The following is a 19,013-nucleotide window of genomic DNA, read 5'->3' as shown; positions in this document are numbered from 1 at the left end:
GCCTCGGATGCGGAGGGACGCCAGCGGTCCGCGCTTCGGGTCAGGCCGGCACCACCGTCATGATGACCTGGACGCGCCTGACCGGGATGGCTGTTCGACTGCCGGTGATCGGTGGATTGGACTTGCGAGCCATGTCGCTGGTCGACGACCCCGGCTCACTTCCGGGCCGGCTGCCTGGGCGGCCAACAACGCCTTCGGCGCTCATGGAATCGAGGTTGGCGAGATCGATCCGAACCTCCTGTCTCAAGCAGCCACAGCTGGACGCCGAATTGCACCTTCGCGATGATGCCAGGCCGACCAGCTCGACATCCTGATCGTTAGTTGCCCCGGTAACCGCTACTTGCTGGCGAACACCAGCAACTCGGCCCCGGCTTTGACCACGGATGAGTATGCCAGGTTCAGCAGCAATTCCAGCCGCCGGAACCGCAGCAGCTCGGCGCTCATGTCCTTCTGCTCCTCGGAAGCGCGGAGCTGCTGGTACACAGCCTCGGTGAGATGGGGCTGAACGATGATGACTTCCCGCCTGTCGGACTCACCGAGAATCTGCAGGCACTCGATGAAGTCGTCGCGACCGTTGACCGGCCTCCCGTCGACCCAGCTGGCTTTGCCGGGCGCGGAGGCCGTCAACCGGCTGATGAGCACTTCCTTGTCAAAGAAGAGCAGGTTCTTCGACGCTTGTGCCGCCACAGCTTCATAGGCGGACGTCGAGACGCGTCGTCCCGGAGCGTGGCTTTCGGCGCCTTTGACGTGGATGAGACGAAGAGTTCCGTCCGGTCCGATGTGGAGGAAATCGGCGATCTCGCCACTGCCGTCGTCGCAAATCAGCCATCCGTCGCTCCAGTACCGGGCAACCCAACGGAAGAGGGAGTCGTCGCCCTCGACGTTGATGCAGCGATGAATCTCGGTGCTGGACAACAGGTCGAAGGGCTTTTCCCGGCTCACCTTGGTGCCTTGGAAGTCCTTGAAGCGCCAATTTCGGAAGGGTGCCACCCGGGACTTCCGCTTGGAGATGCGCCCACCGGAGTAGACGTGGCCGGACTGGTAGTACACGGACAGCAGGTCGCTCGAGTCGATGGCGTCGAGGATTCGGCGCGCGGTGGCGGGGATGGCCGGCTCGCCACTGAACCCGGCGTTGAGCCGAAACCCGTGCGTTGTGGGTTCGGGCCTGATGCCCAAAGTGCCGCTGGCAGTCCCGTCCAGCCCGATGTCGAGCTTGAACTTAGCGCCGGGGCCTCCTTCGGCAACGCGGAGAACGGCGTTCTGCAGGAGCTCGGCCGCGATCTGGACATCCTCGCCTTCGGCCCTCGTGGACGGAAGCTGGTCGAGATCGGCGACGGAGACGTCGTATGCACCGTGCACTTCCGAGAGGTCGGAGACTTCTCGGGCCAGCTGCGGGAAGGCTTCGATGACGGCATCCGGGTCAGCTTCCGCCGCCTCGATAAGGTCGAAGATCTCCCCGACGGCGTGCAGGAAGAATTCGAAGTTCTCCATGGGTTTCAGCCATAGCTGAGAAGTGCTCAAGGTGGACCCGATCCGCCCGGTCAGCGCGACCAGCCCGGGCGCCCGAGGTAGCTCACAGCGTGCGGAGGACAGGGAGTAGGCGCCATCGTCAAAGTCGTCGAGCGTGTCCTGCAGCCGGATGCCGACGCTCGTCTTGGCGTCGGGCCTGCGGGTGGTCCGTCCACTCGCGCCGTGGAGCCACAATCCTTTCGCTTCTCCCTGGAGGAAGGTGTACTCGAGGATCAGTGGCTTGATTCGTTCCACGGTCGATGCGCCATTGCGATCGATCCATTTCTGGAACCGGTCCGCACCGCCGTTGTCCGGCTTCACCGCGATGAGGCCACCTCGGCGGACGACGAGGTTAAGGTCGTAGGTGGTGTTGAAGAACTCGAGGCCCTCGCCGGCCCACGCTGGTTGCGACGTGGACTCCCGAACGAAGGCGGCTACCTGGTCCATTCCGGTTGACACCAGCAACGGGTCCGGCCCAGCCGCGTCTTCGCCGTGAGGCGGCGACTCGGCCGTCGCCACGATTCGGACGTGTTTACGCGTCCGCGACGACGCGTCGGTGTGGAGCTGGCGCCAGACGGCGTCGTAACAGTGGCGGGGATCCACTTGCGGCCGGCATTTGAGAACCGCCACGGACAAGTACGGGTAGAGCTCGGTCCAGAGCAGTTCCGTCAGGTCGCCTGCGATCGTCGTCATCTACTCAAACCCCGCCATCGTTCCGCGGGGTGACGAGTTCGGCCGCGGAAATCGAAGATCCGGATGATGTGCGGGCAAAGTCAGCGAGCGGTATGTCGATGCAACACCAAGTGGCGGATATTCACCCGAATGGAGCGTTCCGCGGATCGCGCCTCATGGGTGTTCTTGGTGGCCTCCGGATAACTCCTTCGAGAGGTTTATCCAACCGAGTCGCACGGCCGGGTCTTCGCAGGTCTGGCGCCACTGCAGAGCAACCCGCCAAATTTCGATCAAGGTCTCGTCGGCGGCGAACCTGGGCGCGGCGCCAAGCGGCACCCAGGTCTGCCCCACCGGCTGGCCATCCTCCACCCACACGACACAGATCCCGGGTTGGCGCAGCACTTCACTGCCCGGCTCTGCGGACGCGGCCGAGCCTTTCTGGTGTCCGGCCGGCTGATGGGTGGATATGACCGACGGCATCGAGCATGCGTCGGCCGCGACCGGGTCGTCGCGACCGTCAACGGCAGCGGTCACCAGGCCTGAGCCACGCTGGCGGTCGGCCAGGTGCCGGCCTCGACCAGGCGGTGGGTCACCCGGACGATCTCGGTGGCGGCGACCTCGGCAGCGGGCGGGATGCGGCCGGCTCGTGGCAACGCCAGGACGATCGTGCGGGAGATCGCGGGATCGACGATCGGGCCGCCTCGCAGCCGCCCGGCTGCCACGTCTTCGGCGACGCCGGCCGCGGGAAGGACACTCCACCCGGTGCCGGCGGCCACCAGCCTCTTCTGCACCGGCATCGAGTTGGTCTGGCACACGATCGTGGGCGCGGTGCCGAGCGCTTCGTCCACGAGGGTGCGCAGGCCGTGTCCCGCGACCGGCAGGATCAGCGGGTTCTCGCACACCCTGTCCCAGGTGAGTGCTTCGCGGCCGAAGTCCGCGCCGGGGGGAGCGATCGCCCACAACGCCTCGCGCAGCAACGGGGTGACGGCGATCGACGGCGTCGAGTTCACGTTGTACAGCAGGCTCATGTCCACCGCGCCGTCGTCGAGCCACTGCTTCAGGTGACCAGAAAACGCGCTCAGGATCCGCACGTCGATGCCCGGGTGCCGGCGCCCCAGTACCTCCACCAACGGCGCGGCCACGAGTTCGACGGTGCTTTCCAGCAGCCCGATCGTCACGATGCCTCGCACGTGCTCGCGGTCCGGGCGGATCTCGGCGCGGGCCCGGTCCAGCTCGAGCAGCGCGCGTCTCGCGCGCTCGGCGAGGACTTCGCCCGCCGGGGTGAGGGTCATCCCCTGGCGGCTGCGCTCGAAGAGCGGAACCCCGACCTCGTCCTCCAGGGCGCGGATGTACCGGCTGACGGCGGGCTGCACGACGTGGAGCAAGCGCGCCGCTTTGGTGACGCTCCCGGTGTCGCCGACGGTCACCAAGGCCAAGAGCTGCTTGAGTTCCACGCGTCCTCCTGCCGTTATGCCGGACGCGTCTAGGGATATCACGAATCGGTATTTCTCTCGACTCGTCATAGCGATTCATGATGACAGCCATGTACGAACTCAGCGCAGACGAGACAGCGATCGTCGACGTCGTCCGCGAGTGGGTCGACCGGGAGGTCGAGCCCGTGGTGCAGGAACTGGAACACGCCGACACCTACCCCGAAGCCCTGATCGAGCAGATGAAGCGCATGGGCATCTTCGGGCTCGCCGTTCCGGAGCCCTGGAACGACGCCGGGGTGTCCACCCCGTGCTACGCCGCCGTGACCGAAGAGCTCGCCCGCGGGTGGATGAGTCTCGCCGGCGCGATGGGCGGGCACAGCGTCGTCGCCAAGCTCCTGCTCCACTACGGAACCCAGGCGCAGCGGGACCACTACCTGCCGAAGCTGGCCACCGGGGAGATCCGGGCGACCATGGCGCTCACCGAACCCGGCGGCGGCTCCGACCTGCAGGCCATCCGCACTGTGGCCCGGAAGGACGGGGACGACTACGTCATCAACGGCTCCAAGACGTGGATCACCAACGCCCGCCGCGCCCAGCTGGTCGCGCTGCTGTGCCGCACTGACCGGACCGCCGAGCCGAAGCACCGCGGGATCAGCATCCTGCTGGTCGAGAAGGGGCCTGGCTTCGACGTGTCCCGCGACCTGCCGAAGCTCGGCTACAAGGGCGTCGAAAGCTGCGAGCTGTCCTTCACCGACTTCCGCGTGCCGTGCCATTCGTTGCTGGGCACGGTCGAAGGCGAGGGGTTCGCGCAGATGATGCGGGGGCTCGAGATCGGCCGCATTCAGGTGGCGGCGCGAGCGCTCGGCGTCGGAGCCGCCGCGCTCTCGCGCGCGATCCGCTACAGCCAGGAACGCGAAAGCTTCGGGCAGCCGATCTGGCAGCACCAGTCGATCGGCAACTACCTGGCCGACATGGCGACCGGGCTGACCGCGGCCCGGCAGCTCGTCCAGTACGCCGCCCGGCGCTACGACTCCGGTGACCGCGCGGACATGGAAGCGGGGATGGCAAAGCTGTTCGCCTCGGAGACGGCCATGAAGATCGCGCTCGACGCGGTGCGGATCCACGGCGGCTACGGCTACTCGACGGAGTTCGACGTCGAGCGGTACTTCCGCGACGCGCCGCTGATGATCGTCGGCGAGGGCACCAACGAGATCCAGCGGACCGTCATCGCGCGTCAGCTCGTCAAGCGGAACCCGATCCGATGAGGCCCGAGGCCACCTGGCTCTTCGTGCCCGGCAACGTCCCCGGACGCTTCGCCAAGGCGGCGGCCGCGGGCGCCGACGCCGTCGTCGTCGACCTCGAAGACGCGGTGCGCCCCGAGGACAAGAACACCGCCCGAGCCGAAACGCTCTGCTGGCTGTCCGAAGGCGGCCAGGCCTGGGTCCGCCTCAACGCCTCCGGCACCCTGTGGTTCGACGCGGACGTCGACGCCGTCGCCGGCGCGAGCGGGCTGCTCGGCGTGCTCGTGCCGAAGGCCGAGGACCCGGCGGCCTTGGCCGCGTTGGCGGCGCGGCTGGGACCGGACACCGCGGTGGTCGCGCTGATCGAGACCGCGGCCGGACTGCACCGCGTGCACGACGTCGCCACCACGCTCGGGGTGACCCGGCTGGCGTTCGGTGCGCTCGACCTGGCCGCCGAGCTCGGAGCCGACGACACCGCCGAAGCGATGCTGTTCGCGCGAAGCACGATCGTGCTCGCCTCCCGGGTCGCCGGTCTGCCGGCGCCGATCGACGGCGTCACGACAGTCGTCCACGACGCCGACGCCGTGACCACGGCGGCCCGTCGCGCCCGAAGCCTCGGCTTCCGCGGCAAGCTCTGCATCCACCCGGCCCAGATCGAGCCCACGGCCCGGGGCCTTGCCCCAAGCGCGGCCGATATCGCGTGGGCACGGGACGTGCTTCAGGCGGCTGATGGATCGGCGGGCGCCGTCACCGGTCCCGACGGGCGAATGATCGACAAACCGGTGCTCGACCGGGCCCACGCGATCCTCCGGCCCTGAAGCGCCGGCAACGAAAGGCTTTCCATGCTCCCTCTCGAAGGCACGACCGTCGTCGCGTTGGAACAGGCGGTCGCCGCTCCCTTCGCGACCCGGCAGCTCGCTGACCTCGGCGCGCGCGTCATCAAGGTCGAACGCCCCGGTGCCGGGGACTTTTCCCGCGGCTACGACCGGACAGTCCACGGCGACTCCAGCTACTTCGTCTGGCTCAACCGCGGCAAGGAGTCGATCGAGCTGGACATCAAGGACCCGGCCGACCGCCGCGTGCTCGACGCGATGATCGCGGCCGCCGACGTGGTGGTCCAGAACCTCGCCCCGGGTGCGGCGGGCCGCCTCGGCCTCGACGCCGCGACCCTGCGCGCGACCCGTCCCGGCCTCGTCCACTGCTCGATCTCGGGGTACGGCCCCGGCGGCCCGTACCAGGCGAAGAAGGCCTACGACCTGCTGATCCAGTGCGAGGCCGGGCTCGTCACCGCCACCGGCACACCGGAACAGCCGAGCAAGGCCGGGATTTCCATCGCGGACATCGCGACGGGCATGTACGCCTACTCGGGCATCCTCACCGCGCTGCTGCGCCGAGCCACTACGGGCGTCGGCGCGACCATCGAGGTCGCCATGCTCGACGCGCTGGCGGAATGGATGGTGCAACCGGCGTACCACGCGGTCTACGGCGGCACGGAGACCCGCCGGACCGGGGCGAAGCACGCGTCGATCGCGCCTTACGGTCCTTATCGGACAGGAGACGGCAACCAGGTCTTCCTGGCCGTCCAAAGCGACCGCGAATGGGTTCGGCTGTGCCGGGAGGTGCTCCGGCGCCCGGACCTGGCGGACGACCCGCGGTTCGTCCACAACCCGGAACGCGTCGCCCACGACCACCTGATCGGGCCGCTGATCGAGTCGGCGTTCGCCGAGTTCCACGCCGACCGGGTCGTCGAACTGCTCGGCGCGGCCGGGATCGCGTGCGCCCGCCTGCGGCGGCCGGGTGAGCTCCTCGACCATCCGCAGCTCGCCGGGCGTGATCGCTGGCAGCGGATCCAGGCCCCTGGTGGTGTCGTCCGGGCGTTGCTGCCTCCGGTCGACATCGGCGAAGTGGAGCCGGTGCTGGGCCCGGTGCCCCGGCTCGGCGAGCACAACGACGTCCTCCGCACCGAATTCGAGGAGGTCACCCCGTGACGGAGCGCACCGAAGTGCTGCAACCGGAACCGGCCGTGGCGCTGGCCCGCCTGCTCGGCGTCGATCCGCCGGACCGGGAGGACGACGGACTGCCCCTGCTGTGGCACTGGGTCTACCTGCTCGATCGGCCGCACCAGGCCGATCTCGGGCCGGACGGTCATCCCGTGCGCGGTGTGGTCCCGGCTCCTCCCGCGCCCGGACGCCGGCGCATGGCGGCCGGCGGCCGGGTCACTCGGACCGGGCCGCTGGTCGTCGGCCGGGCCGCGACCCGGCGCACCGAAGTCGTGTCGACGACGGACAAGGCGGGCCGTTCGGGCCCGCTGACCTTCGTCGTCGTGCGACACACCATCAGCCAGGACGGCGAGGTGAAGGTCGTCGAGGAGCAGGACATCGTCTACCGCGACGCCGCGGCCGCGCCCACCCCGGCGACGGCTGCCACTCCGGCGCCACCGGAGGCGGACGAGCGGGTGTTCCCGGTCGACCCGACCGTCCTGTTCCGCTTCTCGGCGTTGACCTACAACGCCCACCGCATCCACTACGACCGCGACTACGCCCGCGACGTCGAGGGCTATCCGGGACTGGTCGTCCACGGCCCGCTGCAGGCGCTGGCCATGGCGGAAGCCGTCCGCGGAACCGGGGCCGCGGTCACCGCGATCGATTACCGCGTCGTCGCGCCGCTGTTCGACCACCAAGGTCTGGTGGTGCGCGCCACCAGCGGTGGTGTTTCCGTTCGTGACCACAGTGGCCGGGTCACCGCGACCGGGCAGGTCGAAACGCTTACTGGAGAGAGGAAAGCACGATGAAGGCCGCAATCGTCAGGCAAGCCGGAGTCGTCGAGATCGACGACGTGCCGCGTCCCCCGATCGGCAAGGGAGAGGTCCTGGTCCGCATCCGGGCCGCCGGGCTCAACCGCGCCGACGTGCTCGTCCGAGACGGCCGGTTCGCCGAGCAGCCGCCGTTCCCGATCATCCTCGGTGTCGAAGGGGCCGGAGACGTCGAGGCGGTCGGCAGCGCGGTCACGAACGTCGAGGTGGGACAACGCGTCGTCGTGCTGCCTATGCTCGGCTGCGGGGCGTGTGACGCGTGCCGGTCCGATGTGGACAGTCGGTGCCGTGAGCTGAAGTTCTTCGGCGAGCACACGGACGGCACGTACGCCGAATACCTCGCCGTACCGGCACGCAACGCCGTCCCCGCGCCGGAGTCCCTGAGCTACGTCGACCTGGCAGCGAGTCTGCTCGCGTACCTGACGGCCTGGCACATGCTGGTCACCCGCGGCGACCTGCGGCCCGGCGAAACCGCGTTGGTCGTCGGCGCCGGAAGCGGCGTGGGCACAGCCGCGGTGCAACTCGCCCACGCCCTCGGCGCGCGGGTCATCGCCACCACCGGCACTGACGACAAGCTGGACCTGCTCCGGGGAATCGGCGCCGACGAAGTCGTGAACTACCGGAAGGTGCCTGGATTCGGCGCCGCGGTCCGCTCGCTGACGGACGGGCGGGGCGTCGACCTCGTCCACAACTCCGCGGGCGGCGCGACCATCCAGGAGTCCATCCGGGCGCTGCGCCCCGGTGGCCGGCTGATCGGCATGGGCTCGCACTCCGGTCCGCGCGCCGACATCGACCTGTACAGCCTCTACCGCCACGAGATCGACTTCCGAGGGGCGCACGCCGGTGACCTCCGTGAGGTCCCCGACGTCCTCGCCTGGCTCGCCGCGGGGAAGGTACGCCCCGTGGTCGACTCGGTGTTCCCCTTGGCCGACCTGGCCCGGGCTCACGAACGGCTGGTGAGCCCGGACCGCTTCGGCAAGGTGGTGCTGACGATCGACTGACCGTCAGCCGATGGCCTTGTCCTTCGTCTCGGGCATGGTCAGGTAGACGGCCAGGCCGATCGCGGCGGCGATCGCGCAGTACAGCCACACCCACGTGCCGAGGCCGTGGGTGGTCAGCCACGTCGAGAGGTACGGGACGGTGCCGCCGAACACCGCGACCGCCACCGCGTAGGGGAGACCGATGCCGGTCGCCCGGACCTCCGGCGGGAACTGCTCCGCCATGACGGCCGCGACGTTGGCCGAGTAACCCAGCAGCAGGACCAGCCCGGCGACCTGGACGAGCAGCAGCAGCCGGAAATCGCCGTTCAGCAGCCGGAACGCGGGCCACGCGAGCAGCAGGAACCCGCCGGCGAACGCGATCAGGGTGGGCTTGCGGCCGATCCGGTCGGACAGCATTCCGGCGAACGGCAGCAGGACCACGAAGGTGACGAGCCCGATGACGTTGGCCAGCAGCGCCTGGTTGAGCGGGATGTGCGTGGACACGGTCGCGTAGGTGGGCAGGTAGGTCAGCCACATGTTGTAGAGCACGACGCCGGCGATGTTGAGGCCGAAGACGCGCAACGCCGCCTTCGGGTGCTCGCGAAGCATCGTCACGAGGACGTTGCGCCGGTCGCCGCGAACGTGGCGGAACGAAGCCGTTTCCTCCACCGAGCGGCGCAGCCAGAGCCCGATGAGCCCGAACAGCGAGGCGACCACGAACGCCAGGCGCCAGCCCCAGCTGTCCACCGCCTGCCGGGGCAGCGCCGACGTCACGATCGCGCCCATGCCCGAGGCGATGAGGATGCCTACTCCGACCGACACCTGCTGCCACGAGCCCGCGAACGCGCGGCGGCCGGGGCCGGCGGACTCCACGAGGAAGGCCGACGCCGAACCGAACTCGCCCCCGGCGGCGAAGCCCTGCGCCATGCGCGCGAGCACCAGGATGACCGGCGCCGCGAGGCCGACCTGGGCGTAGGACGGCGACACCCCGATGACGAACGTCGCCGCCGCCATCAGGCCGATCGTGAGCACGAGGCCCTTTTTGCGGCCGTGCCGGTCGGCGTAGGCGCCCATGATCGCGGCGCCGATCGGCCGCACGACGAAACCGACGGCGAAGATGGCCAAAGTGGACAGCAGGGCCGCGCTGTCGTTGCCCGGTGGGAAGAAGTGGTGCGCGAACACGGACGAGAACGTCGTGTACACCGCCCAGTCGATGAACTCGACGGCGTTGCCGATGCTGCCGGCGACGAGCGCCCGGCGGTTGCCGCGTCCGGTCGCTGCCGCCACCGCGGCGAGCCGAGTGGATTCCATGGTCGTTCTCCTTCAGTTCCCGGAGGCCGTCAGCCGGGCCCGGATCGGTGCGGACCGAGCGACGTCCGCGATCGTCAGCGCCATCGCCAGGCCGCCGTCGCGGACGAACCGGTCGCCTTCCGCGCTGCCGGCCGCGGCCGCGAAGGCGGCGGTGTGGTTCCCGTCCTCCGCCGGGAGGTCGAACGACAACATGGGGTGCAGCGCGGGGAGCACCTGCGAGACGTTCCCCATGTCGGTCGAGCCGAAGAGCTTGTCCGGGTAGTCCGGGAACGTGCGGCCCAGGGACTTCGAGTGGGCCTCGAACAGCGCGGCCAGGTCCGGGTCGTGCCGGAACTCGCGGTACAGCGACGGCTGGGTGGTGAAGTCCACGGTGGTCCCGGCCGCGAGCGCGCCGGCTTCGAAGCACCGGCGGACCCGCGCCCACACCTCGTCGACTTCGGCGATGGTGTCGCAGCGGATCATGCACTCGGCCACGACCCGGTCGGGGATGACGTTCACCGCCGACCCGGCCTCCGGCACCACGCAATGGACCCGGACCCCGTCGCGCAGTTGCTGACGCAGCAGTCCGATGGCGGTCTGCGCGACCACCACCGCGTCCGCGGCGTTCAGCGCGTTCCACGGGCGCGACGCGTGACCGCCCCGGCCGGTGTACTCGATCCGCCACGACCGCGAGGCCCGGAACTGGGGACTGACGACGTCCTTCAGCGACGGGTGCACCATCATGGCCGCGTGCGTCCCGGTGAAGACACCGCGGTTGACCATGATCTCCTTGCCGGTGCCGCGTTCCTCCGCCGGCGTGCCGAACACCTTGAGCGTCAACCCCAGCTCGTCGGCGAACGGCGCCAAGGCCAGGGCCGCGCCCACGGCCGCGGCGGCGATCGTGTTGTGGCCGCAGCCGTGCCCGATGCCGGGGAGCGCGTCCATCTCGGCGCAGATGCCGAACACCAGCTCACCGGAACCCACCGAGGCCACGAACGCCGTGGGCAGGTCCGCCACCGGCTTCTCGACGGCGAACCCGTGCCGGGCCAGGATGTCGGTGATCGCGGCCGAGGTCCGGCGTTCCTCGAAGGCGAGCTCCGGGTCGGCGTTGATGGCGTGCGACAGCGCCAAGACGTCGTCGAGGTGCTTCGCGAAAGCGCTTTCGATTCCGGTCATCGCCACACCTCGGTCAGCAGTCGCAGGATGTTGCCGCCGAGCACGGCGGTGATCTCGTCGTCGCGATACCCGTGCTCGACGAGCCAGCCGGCGATGTTGCGGAAGTTCTCGGTCGGGTTCTCGAGCCCGTCGACGTGGCTGACCCGCTCCCACTCGAGGTCGCCCGCGTCGAACACGGTGGACGAGCCGATCACGTCGCCGATGGCCTTCTGGAAGGCGGCGTGGTCGCCGTAGAGCGTGTCCGGGCCGAACGCGACGTGCTCGATGCCCATCACCTCGACGGCGTGGGTGAAGTGGTCCATCACCGACTCGATGGACTGCGCCCGGTGGTCGTAGGACACGGTCGTGTGCGGCGCCGCTTCGATCCCCAGCACACCACCGCGCTCCGCGCACGCCTCGAGAACTTCGTCCGGTTTCATCCGGGCGATGGGCCAGACCGCCCGCGCGCCGGCGTGCGTGATCGCGACGGGCTTGGCCGAAGTCTCGATCGCGTCCAGGCTCGTCCGGTCGCTCGCGTGGGAGACGTCGATGAGCATGCCCACGGCGTTCATGCGCTCCACCGCGCGCCTGCCGAAGGCGGTCAGGCCGCCGTCGAGCTGTTCCTTCTGGCCGCTGCCGAGCGTGTTGGCCTCCGCGTAGACCAGGCCCATCTGCCGGATGCCCAGTCCGTAGAGGACGTCGATGCGGTCCAGCTCGTTCTCGATCATCCCGGCGGACTCGGTGCCCATGACGAAGGCGACGTGCCCGTCGCGCTGGGCGCCGAGGATGTCTCCGACGGTCCGGGCGACGACGACACCGTCCTGGTGGGCGAGGTCGGCGAGCCGCAGGCCCAGCGTCGTGATCAGGTCGTCCCACTTCCAGCCCGCCCGGCGCGTGCTGCCGATGACGCCGAACCAGTTGTCGAAGACAGCGGTCAGGCCGGCGCGGCGCAGCTCGGCGTACGCGGTGAACTCGTGCTTGGCGCGCAGGAAGGCGGGCGTGTCCGCGAAGTCGGCCGGCAGCAGCTGGGGGTGGTCGTGGAAGCTGATGGTGACGTTGTCGGCGAGCAGGCGGTCGATCCGGTCGTCGGCCGAACCGGCGGTGAAGCGGCTTCGGTGGGCGCCCGGATCGGACAGTTCGACGGCGGGGAAGTCGACTCCACGCCGGAGGTAGGGGAATGACTCGTAGTCGTCGGGTTTGGCGGCGGGGCTGTACATCGAGACGCTCCTTGGTGGTCGGTGGCTAGGTGGTGGCGGCGCGCCGGACGGTGCCGTCGTCGTCCACGACGACGGCCGGGTCGAGGTCCTTCGACGCGTCGGCGACCTGCGCGAGGATCGACGCGGCGACCTCCGGCCGGGGGAGGACCGGCTGGCTGTCCGGGTCGAGTTCGATCGGGTCGAGGCGAAGGGTGGGTCCGTCGGCGCCGCCCAGCCCGACGCGGAACACGGCGCTCTCGAACCAGGGGCCGCGCACCAGGGCGGGCTGGTAGGGGGCCGACGGGTGGGCGTCTTCCTTCGGCACCATTGCTTCGGCGTTCCAGCCGTCGCACCAGTCGAAGACGAAGTTGCCGGTGGAGTACAGGATCAGCCCGTTCCGGTAGAACTCCACGGGGTGCAGGCAGTGGGGGTGGTGCCCGATGACGAGGTCGGCACCCGCGTCGATCAACCGCCGGGCCAGGGGTTGCTGGTACTGGGCCAGCGGCCCCTGCGCCGCGGGCAGGTAGCAGTGCGGAACGCCCCAGTGCAGCGCGACGACGACGAAATCGTTGTGCCGCTTCGCTTCCCGGACCAGGGCTTCGGCCGCCCGCACGTCGGGTTCGTGGGCGTCGGAATGGACGAAGGGCGGCGTGCCCGGCGTCTCGTCCAGGAAGCCGCTGTCGTACTCGAAGGACTGACGCACCCGGATGGCGCCGATACCCGCGCGGTCCGCGGTCGCGTCGAAGCCCCGCGGTAGCGCGCAGCAGAAGCTGAAGAACGCGAGGCTCTCGCCGCCGGCCGAGACGACGCGGGCGCGCGTCGCTTCGGCGCGCGTCTCGCCGAAGCCGGCATGGCCGACTCCCGCGGCGTCCAGCGCGCGGACGGTGTCGCGCATTCCGTCGGCGCCGTAGTCCAGCGCGTGGTTCATCGCCAGGGACACCAGGTCGAAGCCGAAGGCGGCCAGCTCCGTGGCCCCCGACGTCGGGGCCCGCATGGCGACCAGCTTTTCCGCGCGCTGCCCGCGCCCGGTGAGCGGGACTTCGAGGTTGCCGATCGTCAGGTCGCCGCCGCGCAGGAGCCCGAACGCCGAAGCGCCGGGGTCCGCGCCATCGGGGCGGCGCGGCCACCCCGAGACGACGACATCGCCCACAACAGTCAGATCCACGGGAACTCCGTTCCATAATGCGGCACGCTGTGCCGCAGAGTAGACCGACGCCGTCGACGTTGTAAAGAAGCCGCTGTGCCGGGATGAGGTACGGCAGTGCGTCCAGTGGTACGGTCGGGGCCTCATGAGCACCCCAGGTGACGGCGGCGAACCGGACAAGCCGACCAGCAGCATCCGGTCGATGAACAGCGTGCTGAGCACGCTTCGCGTCTTCGAAGAAGTCGCCGTGCGCCAGCCGATCGGCGTCTCGGAACTGGCCCGGGTGACGGGCATCCCCAAGAGCTCGGTCCAGCGCTGCCTGGTCACCCTCGAGCAGGCCCGCTGGCTCCGGATCGTGGATCGGGAACACGCGCGGTGGGGCGTCACGATGAAGGCGCTCGTGCTGGGTCTGCGCAGCGCCGGCGAGCAGGACCTGCGCGAAGTGGCGACGCCGGTCATCAAGGGACTGGCCACCGAGACCGGCGAGACGGTGCTCCTCGGCCTGCGCGACGGCGACGAGTACCTGATCGTCGCGCGCGAGGACAGCTCGCAGCTCGTCCGCGTGTTCATGGAGATCGGCACCCGGGTGCCGCTCGGGGCGAGCTCGGGCGGCGTCGCGATCCTCGCCCGCCTCGAACCCGGCGAGGTCGGCGAACTCCTGCGGGCCGAGCCCCGGGAGTTCGAGGGCGCGCCGCTGCTCGGGCCCGACGAGCTGCGGGAGGAGATCGCGCGGACCGCCGCGCGCGGCTACGCCGTGAACATGTCGTCGTGGTACCGCCCGCACGTCGCTTCCCTCGGCGCGGCGGTCACCAACGCGGCCGGACGACCCATCGCGGCGGTCACGCTGAGCATCCCGGAAATGCGGTACCAGCCCGCACAGGAAGAGCAGCTGGCGAAGAAGGTCGTCGCGGCCGCGGACGAGATCAGCCGCCTGCTGGCGTCCCCGTGACGGCCCGCGCGCTCACGACGCCGGCGATGAGCTCGGCCGTCCCCTGCGGTGACTCCACCGGGAAGTGGTGACTGCCGAGGTCGACGAGCACCACGTCGGCCCGGCCCGCCAGCCGGTCGAGGGCTTCCGGGGTGACCAGGTCGCGTACGCCGAACACGGTGATCGGCTGCCGTACGGCGGCGAGCGCCGCGTCCATGTCCCAGGCGACCAGGCCTTCGAACGCCCGGGTTCCCGCCGGCTGCCGCACCGCGGCCATCTTGGCGAAGTGCGCGTCCTTGAGCGCCGGGTCGGTGCCCGGAGGTGAACCGGCCTCGACCATGGCGCGGACCAGCCCGGTGAAGTCGTCCCGCAGCGGTCGCAGCAACCCTTCGGCCTCTTCGTCGTTCACGGCGCCGAAGAGGAAGAGGTAGTGCAGGGCGTCGAGCGCGACGATGTGCCGGACCCGCTCGGGACGCAGCCGGCCGGTCTCGACCGCCACCGCGCCGCCGAGTGAGTGCCCGGCGACGACGGCGTCGGTCACCCCTTCGGCGTCGAGGACCGCGGCGACGTCGCGCGCGAACTCCTCGATCGTCCAGGTGCCGCGCGCCGAGCGCGATTCGCCGTGCTCGGCGAGGTCGACCGCGAGCACGCGGAACTCGTCCGGCAAGAACCGGGTCAGCGCGTCGAAGTCCGTCCGGTTGCACGCCCAGCCGTGGACGAAGACGACCGTGGGGCCCTCGTCCGGTCCGCTGATCGAGTACCGGATGGAGGTCTCGTCCGGTCGGTGGACTTCGCGGCTGTCCGTCACCCGGTGCGTCGCCATGCCTGCTCCTTGTGCCACTATGCGATACGACGTTTCGTCAAGTAGCATGACGGTAAGTGCGCCGTGGGGGCATGTCAATCGTCGAGTGAAGGAGCAGCGGGATGCCGCCGACCCTGTTCAGCCCGATCGAGATCCGCGGGGTGCGCCTACCGAACCGGGTGGTCGTGTCGCCGATGTGGCAGTACTCCGGAGTGGACGGTCGCCCGACGCCGACGCACACCGTCCACTACGGACGACTCGCCGAAGGTGGCGCGGGGCTGGTCATCCAGGAAGGCACGACGGTGGACCGGCGCGGCCGCGGCACCGTGGGCGACCTCGGTCTGTGGGAGGACGACGTGGTTCCGCTCTACGCGCAGCTCGTGGAGGTCGTCAAAGCCGGTGGTGCCGTGCCGGGCATCCAGCTCATCCACGCCGGCCGGAAAGGGCGCCGGAACGCGCCGTGGATCCCCGGCACGCCACCGCCGTCCGCGGACTGGCCACTGTTCGCGCCCAGCGCGGTCCCCATGGGACTCGCCGGGGCCGAGACCCCGGTCGAAATGACGCTGCGCGACATCGAAGACACCGTGGCGGCTTTCGCGGACGCCGCTCGACGGGCGGATGAAGCCGGGTACGAGGTGCTCGAACTGCAGGCGGCCCACGGCTACCTGATCCACAGCTTCCTCTCGCCGCTGGCGAACCGGCGCACTGACCACTACGGCGGGTCGACGGAGAACCGGTTCCGGTTCCTCGTGGAGATCGTCGACCGCATCCGGACGATCTGGCCGGACGGCAAGGCGCTGTTCGTCCGCCTTTCGTGCGTCGATGTCGAGTGGACGATCGACCAGACCGTCGAGCTGGTGGGGGAGTTGCGGACCCACGGTGTCGACGTCATCGACTGCAGCTCCGGAGGGATCACCGGGCTGCCGTACCCGGGCTTGAAAACCGGCTACGGCTACCAGGTGCCCTACGCGCACCAGATCCGCGAACGGACCGGAAGCACGACGATGGCCGTGGGGCACATCGTCCAAGCCGCCCAAGCCCAGTCCATCGTCGAGCACGGCCGGTCGGACCTGGTCGCGCTCGGCCGGGAGTTGCTCTACAACCCGAACTGGCCGCTGGACGCCGCGCGCAAACTGGGCGTGCCCGATCCGTACGTCCGCGCCCCGGCGCGCATTTCGTACTGGCTGGGCAAACGGGAGCAGAGCTTCCCGGGGTTCGTGCCGTCCACCGGGGGTGAGGATCGGGATGTCGTCTCAACAGGATCCACCTCTCGGAGCAGGGCCAGAACACGGCGGGCGCCAAGGTGATCGCGGCGACGTACTGCGTCGAGCACTTCGACGACATGGTCATGGACGATTTGATCAGCCTGCTGACGCTCGGTGCGATGGGGCCGGCTCCGCCGCGGAGCGGCGTCGGGAACGGAGACGGCGGCGGGAGAGGAAGCCGCCGGGGCCCTGCCCGGCTGCCCGAACAGTTTCGCTGGCTGTCGCCGGGCTGATTTCCGGGTGGCCTGCGGCACGGTATCGGTTGCGGGTTCGACCGCCCTGGCTCCCGCGTTGCTCGCCGAAGCGAATCACCAGGCCGAAGTCGACAGTCCAATCCGCAGGTCAGGGCAATGGCAAAGGAGCGCTTTTGTCTTCGCGAAAAGCGTCAGGTCGTCCTCGAGCAGGAGGTCGCGGGGTCGCTCGGCGACCCGGCAGCACTGGAGGTGCGACTCACCGCGCAACGGCTGCTCGGGCGAGATCCTCCCGGCCACCACCGTCACGTTCTGACGGCCCCTGGCGCAGAAATGAGGCGGCCATGCTGTCCGCGATCGACGCCCGTCGCTCCACTCGACGGCTGGTCGAGCCGGTGCCGAACGGTGCCTCTCAGCCGGCCGCGAAGACTCGCGCGGAGTCAGCATCGAGCAGCTGAGTGCTTCTTGCGCGTACACGCCGGTGATCGCGAAGACGTGCCCGGTCGTCAGTCGCGAGGCGACTTTTGCGCCGCGCGCAACTCGTCGCCCAGCGTGAGTCGCCCGACGACGTCCCAGCCTGCGGCTCCGCCGACGTGGACGTCTCGGCCAGCACGATCAGCATGCCTGGACGCTCGGCCTCCGCCGCGCTAGCCACGTCAAGCGCATCTCAGCGACGAATTGGCGGATCAATGACCTGGTGGGCGACGCTCTCGGACTCGACGATTGCGGTCAGGCAGAACGGCTGTCCGAAGCGTGTTCAACTCGTCGCTCGAGCCGTTGACGTCAGTTGCCGGGACGCACCTGATGCCACCGGCACCGGTGTCCGCTTATCCGCTGGTGGCTCGATATCAGCCTAGCCACGACGACCGCTGATGAGACTGTGGATGACTGTCCGGTTGCGGAGCACCGAAGGCGTAAGTCCTGCGAGGAAGGCGACAGATTGCGTCGGGCTACCCGGCTGCGTCAGGGTTGATGCTCAACTCGCCGTTGACTGTCCTGATCCACCGCCGGTTGTTTGCATCTCTGAATTTCGTGGCTACCCCGGCGCTTCCTGCGATGTAGTTCTGTTCGGACATCTCGACTTCGAGCGGAATGGAGCGGAACAGGCTGTCGCCCTGCCGTGCGCGTTCGTCGAGGTTGCTTAAGGGAAGCTTGTTGGTCTATTGCATCCGCGCGGAGGCCGTACTGTGCTCCTGTGGCTCGGTCGTAGGCCCGGGTCGTCGCCGACGCGATTATTGCAGGCCCAGGTACAATTTCGCTCAGTGGTGTCGCATGCTGCTGGTCCATTCGCGTGGTCGACAGACCGAGTCGGCAAGCTTGGAATCACTGCCCGTACAGCATTCAGCAGCCCATGAAATATGTGCTCAAGTTGCGAGGTGCCTACTAGGAGCTCCCCTTCAAGTCTAACAGGCTCGGCCAGCAACAGAGCCGACCATCCAACGCTGCGTCCTCATTCCTGGGACAATCTTGAAGAGATCATCTCAGTGATTCAATTGCGGCGAGAAGGTCGGCGTTGTCACTCGCATCCCGCCATGAGGTTAGGATCACCGGCTGATCGGGTTGGGAAATGCGGTCGAATTGATCCTGGATATGCGGCGTGATCCGTGAGCTGATGACAATGAGGAATGGTATGCCCATGCGGTTGGCCGTGTCAAAATTGGCCCCTAGCTGCGCAACGTGATTCGATTCTAAGGAATGGTATTTCACGACACACGCAATCATCGGAACGCGTGCATTACCCTTCGGCATCAGAACAAAATCGTAGCCGTCATCGGAACCCCGGTTGTCGAATACTCCGACTACGTGTCCAGCGACAGTCCGTATGGCGGCTTTTACTGCCGATAGGTACGACAGGGAGTCGCGGATGGATGCCTGTACATCCTGGATCACCGATGACTGCGCCAGTTTGGGGTCAACCAAGGCTGCACCCTCGATGAACGCACCGGCTTCATATGGCCCCTCGGTGGCCAAGATCTGCTTCGCCTCTCGAACGATTTCGCGCGGCGATGCGCGGCGCTCAAGTTCAACTGATTCCTTGTTTGCGCGACGGACCGCAGTTCCCTGGATGGCAATGAGCAGAAACACTGCGGATATCAGAATCAGGACCGGAGGGCCGGCTTCCGATTCTGTCACGAACACTGCCAGGACACCCAAACCGGCCATGGAGACGCCGACAACTGCCGCGGCCGATCGTTCCCACCGATTGAGGTTGGACACTGGGTGATCGTCATGCCGCTGAGGCGGCGGAGAACCGGCCGGATCTGTCACGAGCGCGAAGTTACCGCACCGCCACCTTTTACGCGATCCTGAGGCCCTCAGATCGACATCCGGCCCGTCGCCGGCCCTGCAGAGGGTGAGATCACCTCACTGGGATCGGGTCGGTTACTTCGGCGCC

Annotated in this window: 16 protein-coding genes; 7 read left to right on the top strand and 9 right to left on the bottom strand. The window is 68.8% G+C overall.

The window, feature by feature from the left end; all coding sequences use genetic code 11:
* Positions 1-336: 336 nt before the first annotated feature.
* The 3 genes from ABZ342_RS29315 to ABZ342_RS29305 all read right to left on the bottom strand — a co-directional run bounded on the left by ABZ342_RS29315 (position 337) and on the right by ABZ342_RS29305 (position 3,635).
* Positions 337-2,202 (bottom strand): hypothetical protein, encoded by a 1,866-nt coding sequence (locus ABZ342_RS29315; RefSeq protein WP_360479522.1) that lies wholly within the window; start codon positions 2,200-2,202, stop codon positions 337-339.
* Between the two features lie 153 nt (positions 2,203-2,355).
* Complete coding sequence (locus tag ABZ342_RS29310) at positions 2,356-2,715, bottom strand: hypothetical protein (RefSeq protein ID WP_360479519.1); 360 nt, start codon at positions 2,713-2,715, stop codon at positions 2,356-2,358.
* Positions 2,712-3,635 carry a LysR family transcriptional regulator gene (locus ABZ342_RS29305; RefSeq protein ID WP_360479516.1) on the bottom strand — a complete coding sequence of 308 codons (924 nt, stop codon included), beginning with the start codon at positions 3,633-3,635 and terminating at the stop codon, positions 2,712-2,714. The genes ABZ342_RS29310 and ABZ342_RS29305 overlap by 4 nt, the downstream gene beginning before the upstream one ends.
* An 89-nt stretch (positions 3,636-3,724) precedes the next feature.
* Here ABZ342_RS29305 and ABZ342_RS29300 point away from each other — a divergent pair, with 89 nt between their 5' ends.
* From ABZ342_RS29300 to ABZ342_RS29280, 5 genes are read left to right on the top strand one after another with little or no spacing between them, the layout of a single operon-like run.
* Positions 3,725-4,879, top strand: coding sequence for an acyl-CoA dehydrogenase family protein (locus ABZ342_RS29300; RefSeq protein WP_360479513.1), 1,155 nt, complete (start codon positions 3,725-3,727; stop codon positions 4,877-4,879).
* Positions 4,876-5,673, top strand: a complete 798-nt coding sequence (locus ABZ342_RS29295; protein WP_360479510.1) for a CoA ester lyase — start codon at positions 4,876-4,878, stop codon at positions 5,671-5,673. The genes ABZ342_RS29300 and ABZ342_RS29295 overlap by 4 nt, the downstream gene beginning before the upstream one ends.
* 24 nt (positions 5,674-5,697) lie before the next feature.
* Positions 5,698-6,843, top strand: a complete 1,146-nt coding sequence (locus ABZ342_RS29290) for a CaiB/BaiF CoA-transferase family protein (RefSeq protein WP_360479507.1) — start codon at positions 5,698-5,700, stop codon at positions 6,841-6,843.
* A complete protein-coding gene (locus tag ABZ342_RS29285) occupies positions 6,840-7,646 on the top strand; it encodes a MaoC family dehydratase N-terminal domain-containing protein (RefSeq protein ID WP_360479504.1) in 807 nt (268 codons plus the stop codon). Before ABZ342_RS29290 ends, ABZ342_RS29285 begins: the two co-directional genes overlap by 4 nt.
* Positions 7,643-8,668, top strand: coding sequence for a zinc-binding dehydrogenase (locus ABZ342_RS29280; protein WP_360479501.1), 1,026 nt, complete (start codon positions 7,643-7,645; stop codon positions 8,666-8,668). Before ABZ342_RS29285 ends, ABZ342_RS29280 begins: the two co-directional genes overlap by 4 nt.
* A 3-nt stretch (positions 8,669-8,671) precedes the next feature.
* Here the strand turns inward: ABZ342_RS29280 and ABZ342_RS29275 are convergent, their stop codons facing one another.
* Genes ABZ342_RS29275 through ABZ342_RS29260 form a run of 4 tightly spaced genes read right to left on the bottom strand, consistent with a single transcriptional unit; the run spans position 8,672 to position 13,453 of the window.
* Positions 8,672-9,958 (bottom strand): MFS transporter, encoded by a 1,287-nt coding sequence (locus ABZ342_RS29275; protein WP_360479498.1) that lies wholly within the window; start codon positions 9,956-9,958, stop codon positions 8,672-8,674.
* A gap of 12 nt (positions 9,959-9,970) precedes the next feature.
* Positions 9,971-11,113, bottom strand: a complete 1,143-nt coding sequence (locus tag ABZ342_RS29270) for a M20 family metallopeptidase (RefSeq protein ID WP_360479495.1) — start codon at positions 11,111-11,113, stop codon at positions 9,971-9,973.
* Positions 11,110-12,309 carry a membrane dipeptidase gene (locus ABZ342_RS29265; RefSeq protein WP_360479492.1) on the bottom strand — a complete coding sequence of 400 codons (1,200 nt, stop codon included), beginning with the start codon at positions 12,307-12,309 and terminating at the stop codon, positions 11,110-11,112. Before ABZ342_RS29265 ends, ABZ342_RS29270 begins: the two co-directional genes overlap by 4 nt.
* Before the next feature lie 25 nt (positions 12,310-12,334).
* A complete protein-coding gene (locus tag ABZ342_RS29260; protein WP_360479488.1) occupies positions 12,335-13,453 on the bottom strand; it encodes a CapA family protein in 1,119 nt (372 codons plus the stop codon).
* A gap of 124 nt (positions 13,454-13,577) precedes the next feature.
* On the opposite strand from ABZ342_RS29260, the gene ABZ342_RS29255 reads away from it, so the two are divergent.
* Entirely contained in the window at positions 13,578-14,381 is an 804-nt protein-coding gene (locus ABZ342_RS29255) for an IclR family transcriptional regulator (RefSeq protein ID WP_360479485.1), read from the top strand.
* Here the strand turns inward: ABZ342_RS29255 and ABZ342_RS29250 are convergent.
* The gene (locus tag ABZ342_RS29250; RefSeq protein WP_360479482.1) at positions 14,356-15,183 is read right to left on the bottom strand and encodes an alpha/beta hydrolase; all 828 of its coding nucleotides are present in this window, start codon (positions 15,181-15,183) and stop codon (positions 14,356-14,358) included. The genes ABZ342_RS29255 and ABZ342_RS29250 overlap by 26 nt on opposite strands.
* A gap of 101 nt (positions 15,184-15,284) precedes the next feature.
* Between ABZ342_RS29250 and ABZ342_RS29245 the strand changes: the two genes are divergently transcribed.
* The gene (locus tag ABZ342_RS29245; RefSeq protein WP_360479479.1) at positions 15,285-16,469 is read left to right on the top strand and encodes an NADH:flavin oxidoreductase/NADH oxidase; all 1,185 of its coding nucleotides are present in this window, start codon (positions 15,285-15,287) and stop codon (positions 16,467-16,469) included.
* A 1,625-nt stretch (positions 16,470-18,094) separates the two neighbouring features.
* Here the strand turns inward: ABZ342_RS29245 and ABZ342_RS29240 are convergent.
* Positions 18,095-18,886 carry a hypothetical protein gene (locus ABZ342_RS29240; protein ID WP_360479476.1) on the bottom strand — a complete coding sequence of 264 codons (792 nt, stop codon included), beginning with the start codon at positions 18,884-18,886 and terminating at the stop codon, positions 18,095-18,097.
* Positions 18,887-19,013 lie beyond the last annotated feature (127 nt).

The sequence above is a fragment of the Amycolatopsis sp. NPDC005961 genome, assembly GCF_040629235.1.
GTDB lineage: Bacteria > Actinomycetota > Actinomycetes > Mycobacteriales > Pseudonocardiaceae > Amycolatopsis > Amycolatopsis camponoti.
This window is presented reverse-complemented; position numbering and strand designations above follow the sequence as displayed.

Bases quoted from the DNA above. Each gene is read 5' to 3' on its own strand.
- ABZ342_RS29270 (WP_360479495.1), bottom strand. From the start codon at position 11,113: ATGACCGGAATCGAAAGCGCTTTCGCGAAGCACCTCGACGACGTCTTG.
- ABZ342_RS29300 (WP_360479513.1), top strand. From the start codon at position 3,725: ATGTACGAACTCAGCGCAGACGAGACAGCGATCGTCGACGTCGTCCGC.
- ABZ342_RS29255 (WP_360479485.1), top strand. From the start codon at position 13,578: ATGAGCACCCCAGGTGACGGCGGCGAACCGGACAAGCCGACCAGCAGC.
- ABZ342_RS29245 (WP_360479479.1), top strand. From the start codon at position 15,285: ATGCCGCCGACCCTGTTCAGCCCGATCGAGATCCGCGGGGTGCGCCTA.
- ABZ342_RS29265 (WP_360479492.1), bottom strand. From the start codon at position 12,309: ATGTACAGCCCCGCCGCCAAACCCGACGACTACGAGTCATTCCCCTAC.
- ABZ342_RS29295 (WP_360479510.1), top strand. From the start codon at position 4,876: ATGAGGCCCGAGGCCACCTGGCTCTTCGTGCCCGGCAACGTCCCCGGA.
- ABZ342_RS29280 (WP_360479501.1), top strand. From the start codon at position 7,643: ATGAAGGCCGCAATCGTCAGGCAAGCCGGAGTCGTCGAGATCGACGAC.
- ABZ342_RS29275 (WP_360479498.1), bottom strand. From the start codon at position 9,958: ATGGAATCCACTCGGCTCGCCGCGGTGGCGGCAGCGACCGGACGCGGC.
- ABZ342_RS29290 (WP_360479507.1), top strand. From the start codon at position 5,698: ATGCTCCCTCTCGAAGGCACGACCGTCGTCGCGTTGGAACAGGCGGTC.
- ABZ342_RS29315 (WP_360479522.1), bottom strand. From the start codon at position 2,202: ATGACGACGATCGCAGGCGACCTGACGGAACTGCTCTGGACCGAGCTC.
- ABZ342_RS29250 (WP_360479482.1), bottom strand. From the start codon at position 15,183: ATGGCGACGCACCGGGTGACGGACAGCCGCGAAGTCCACCGACCGGAC.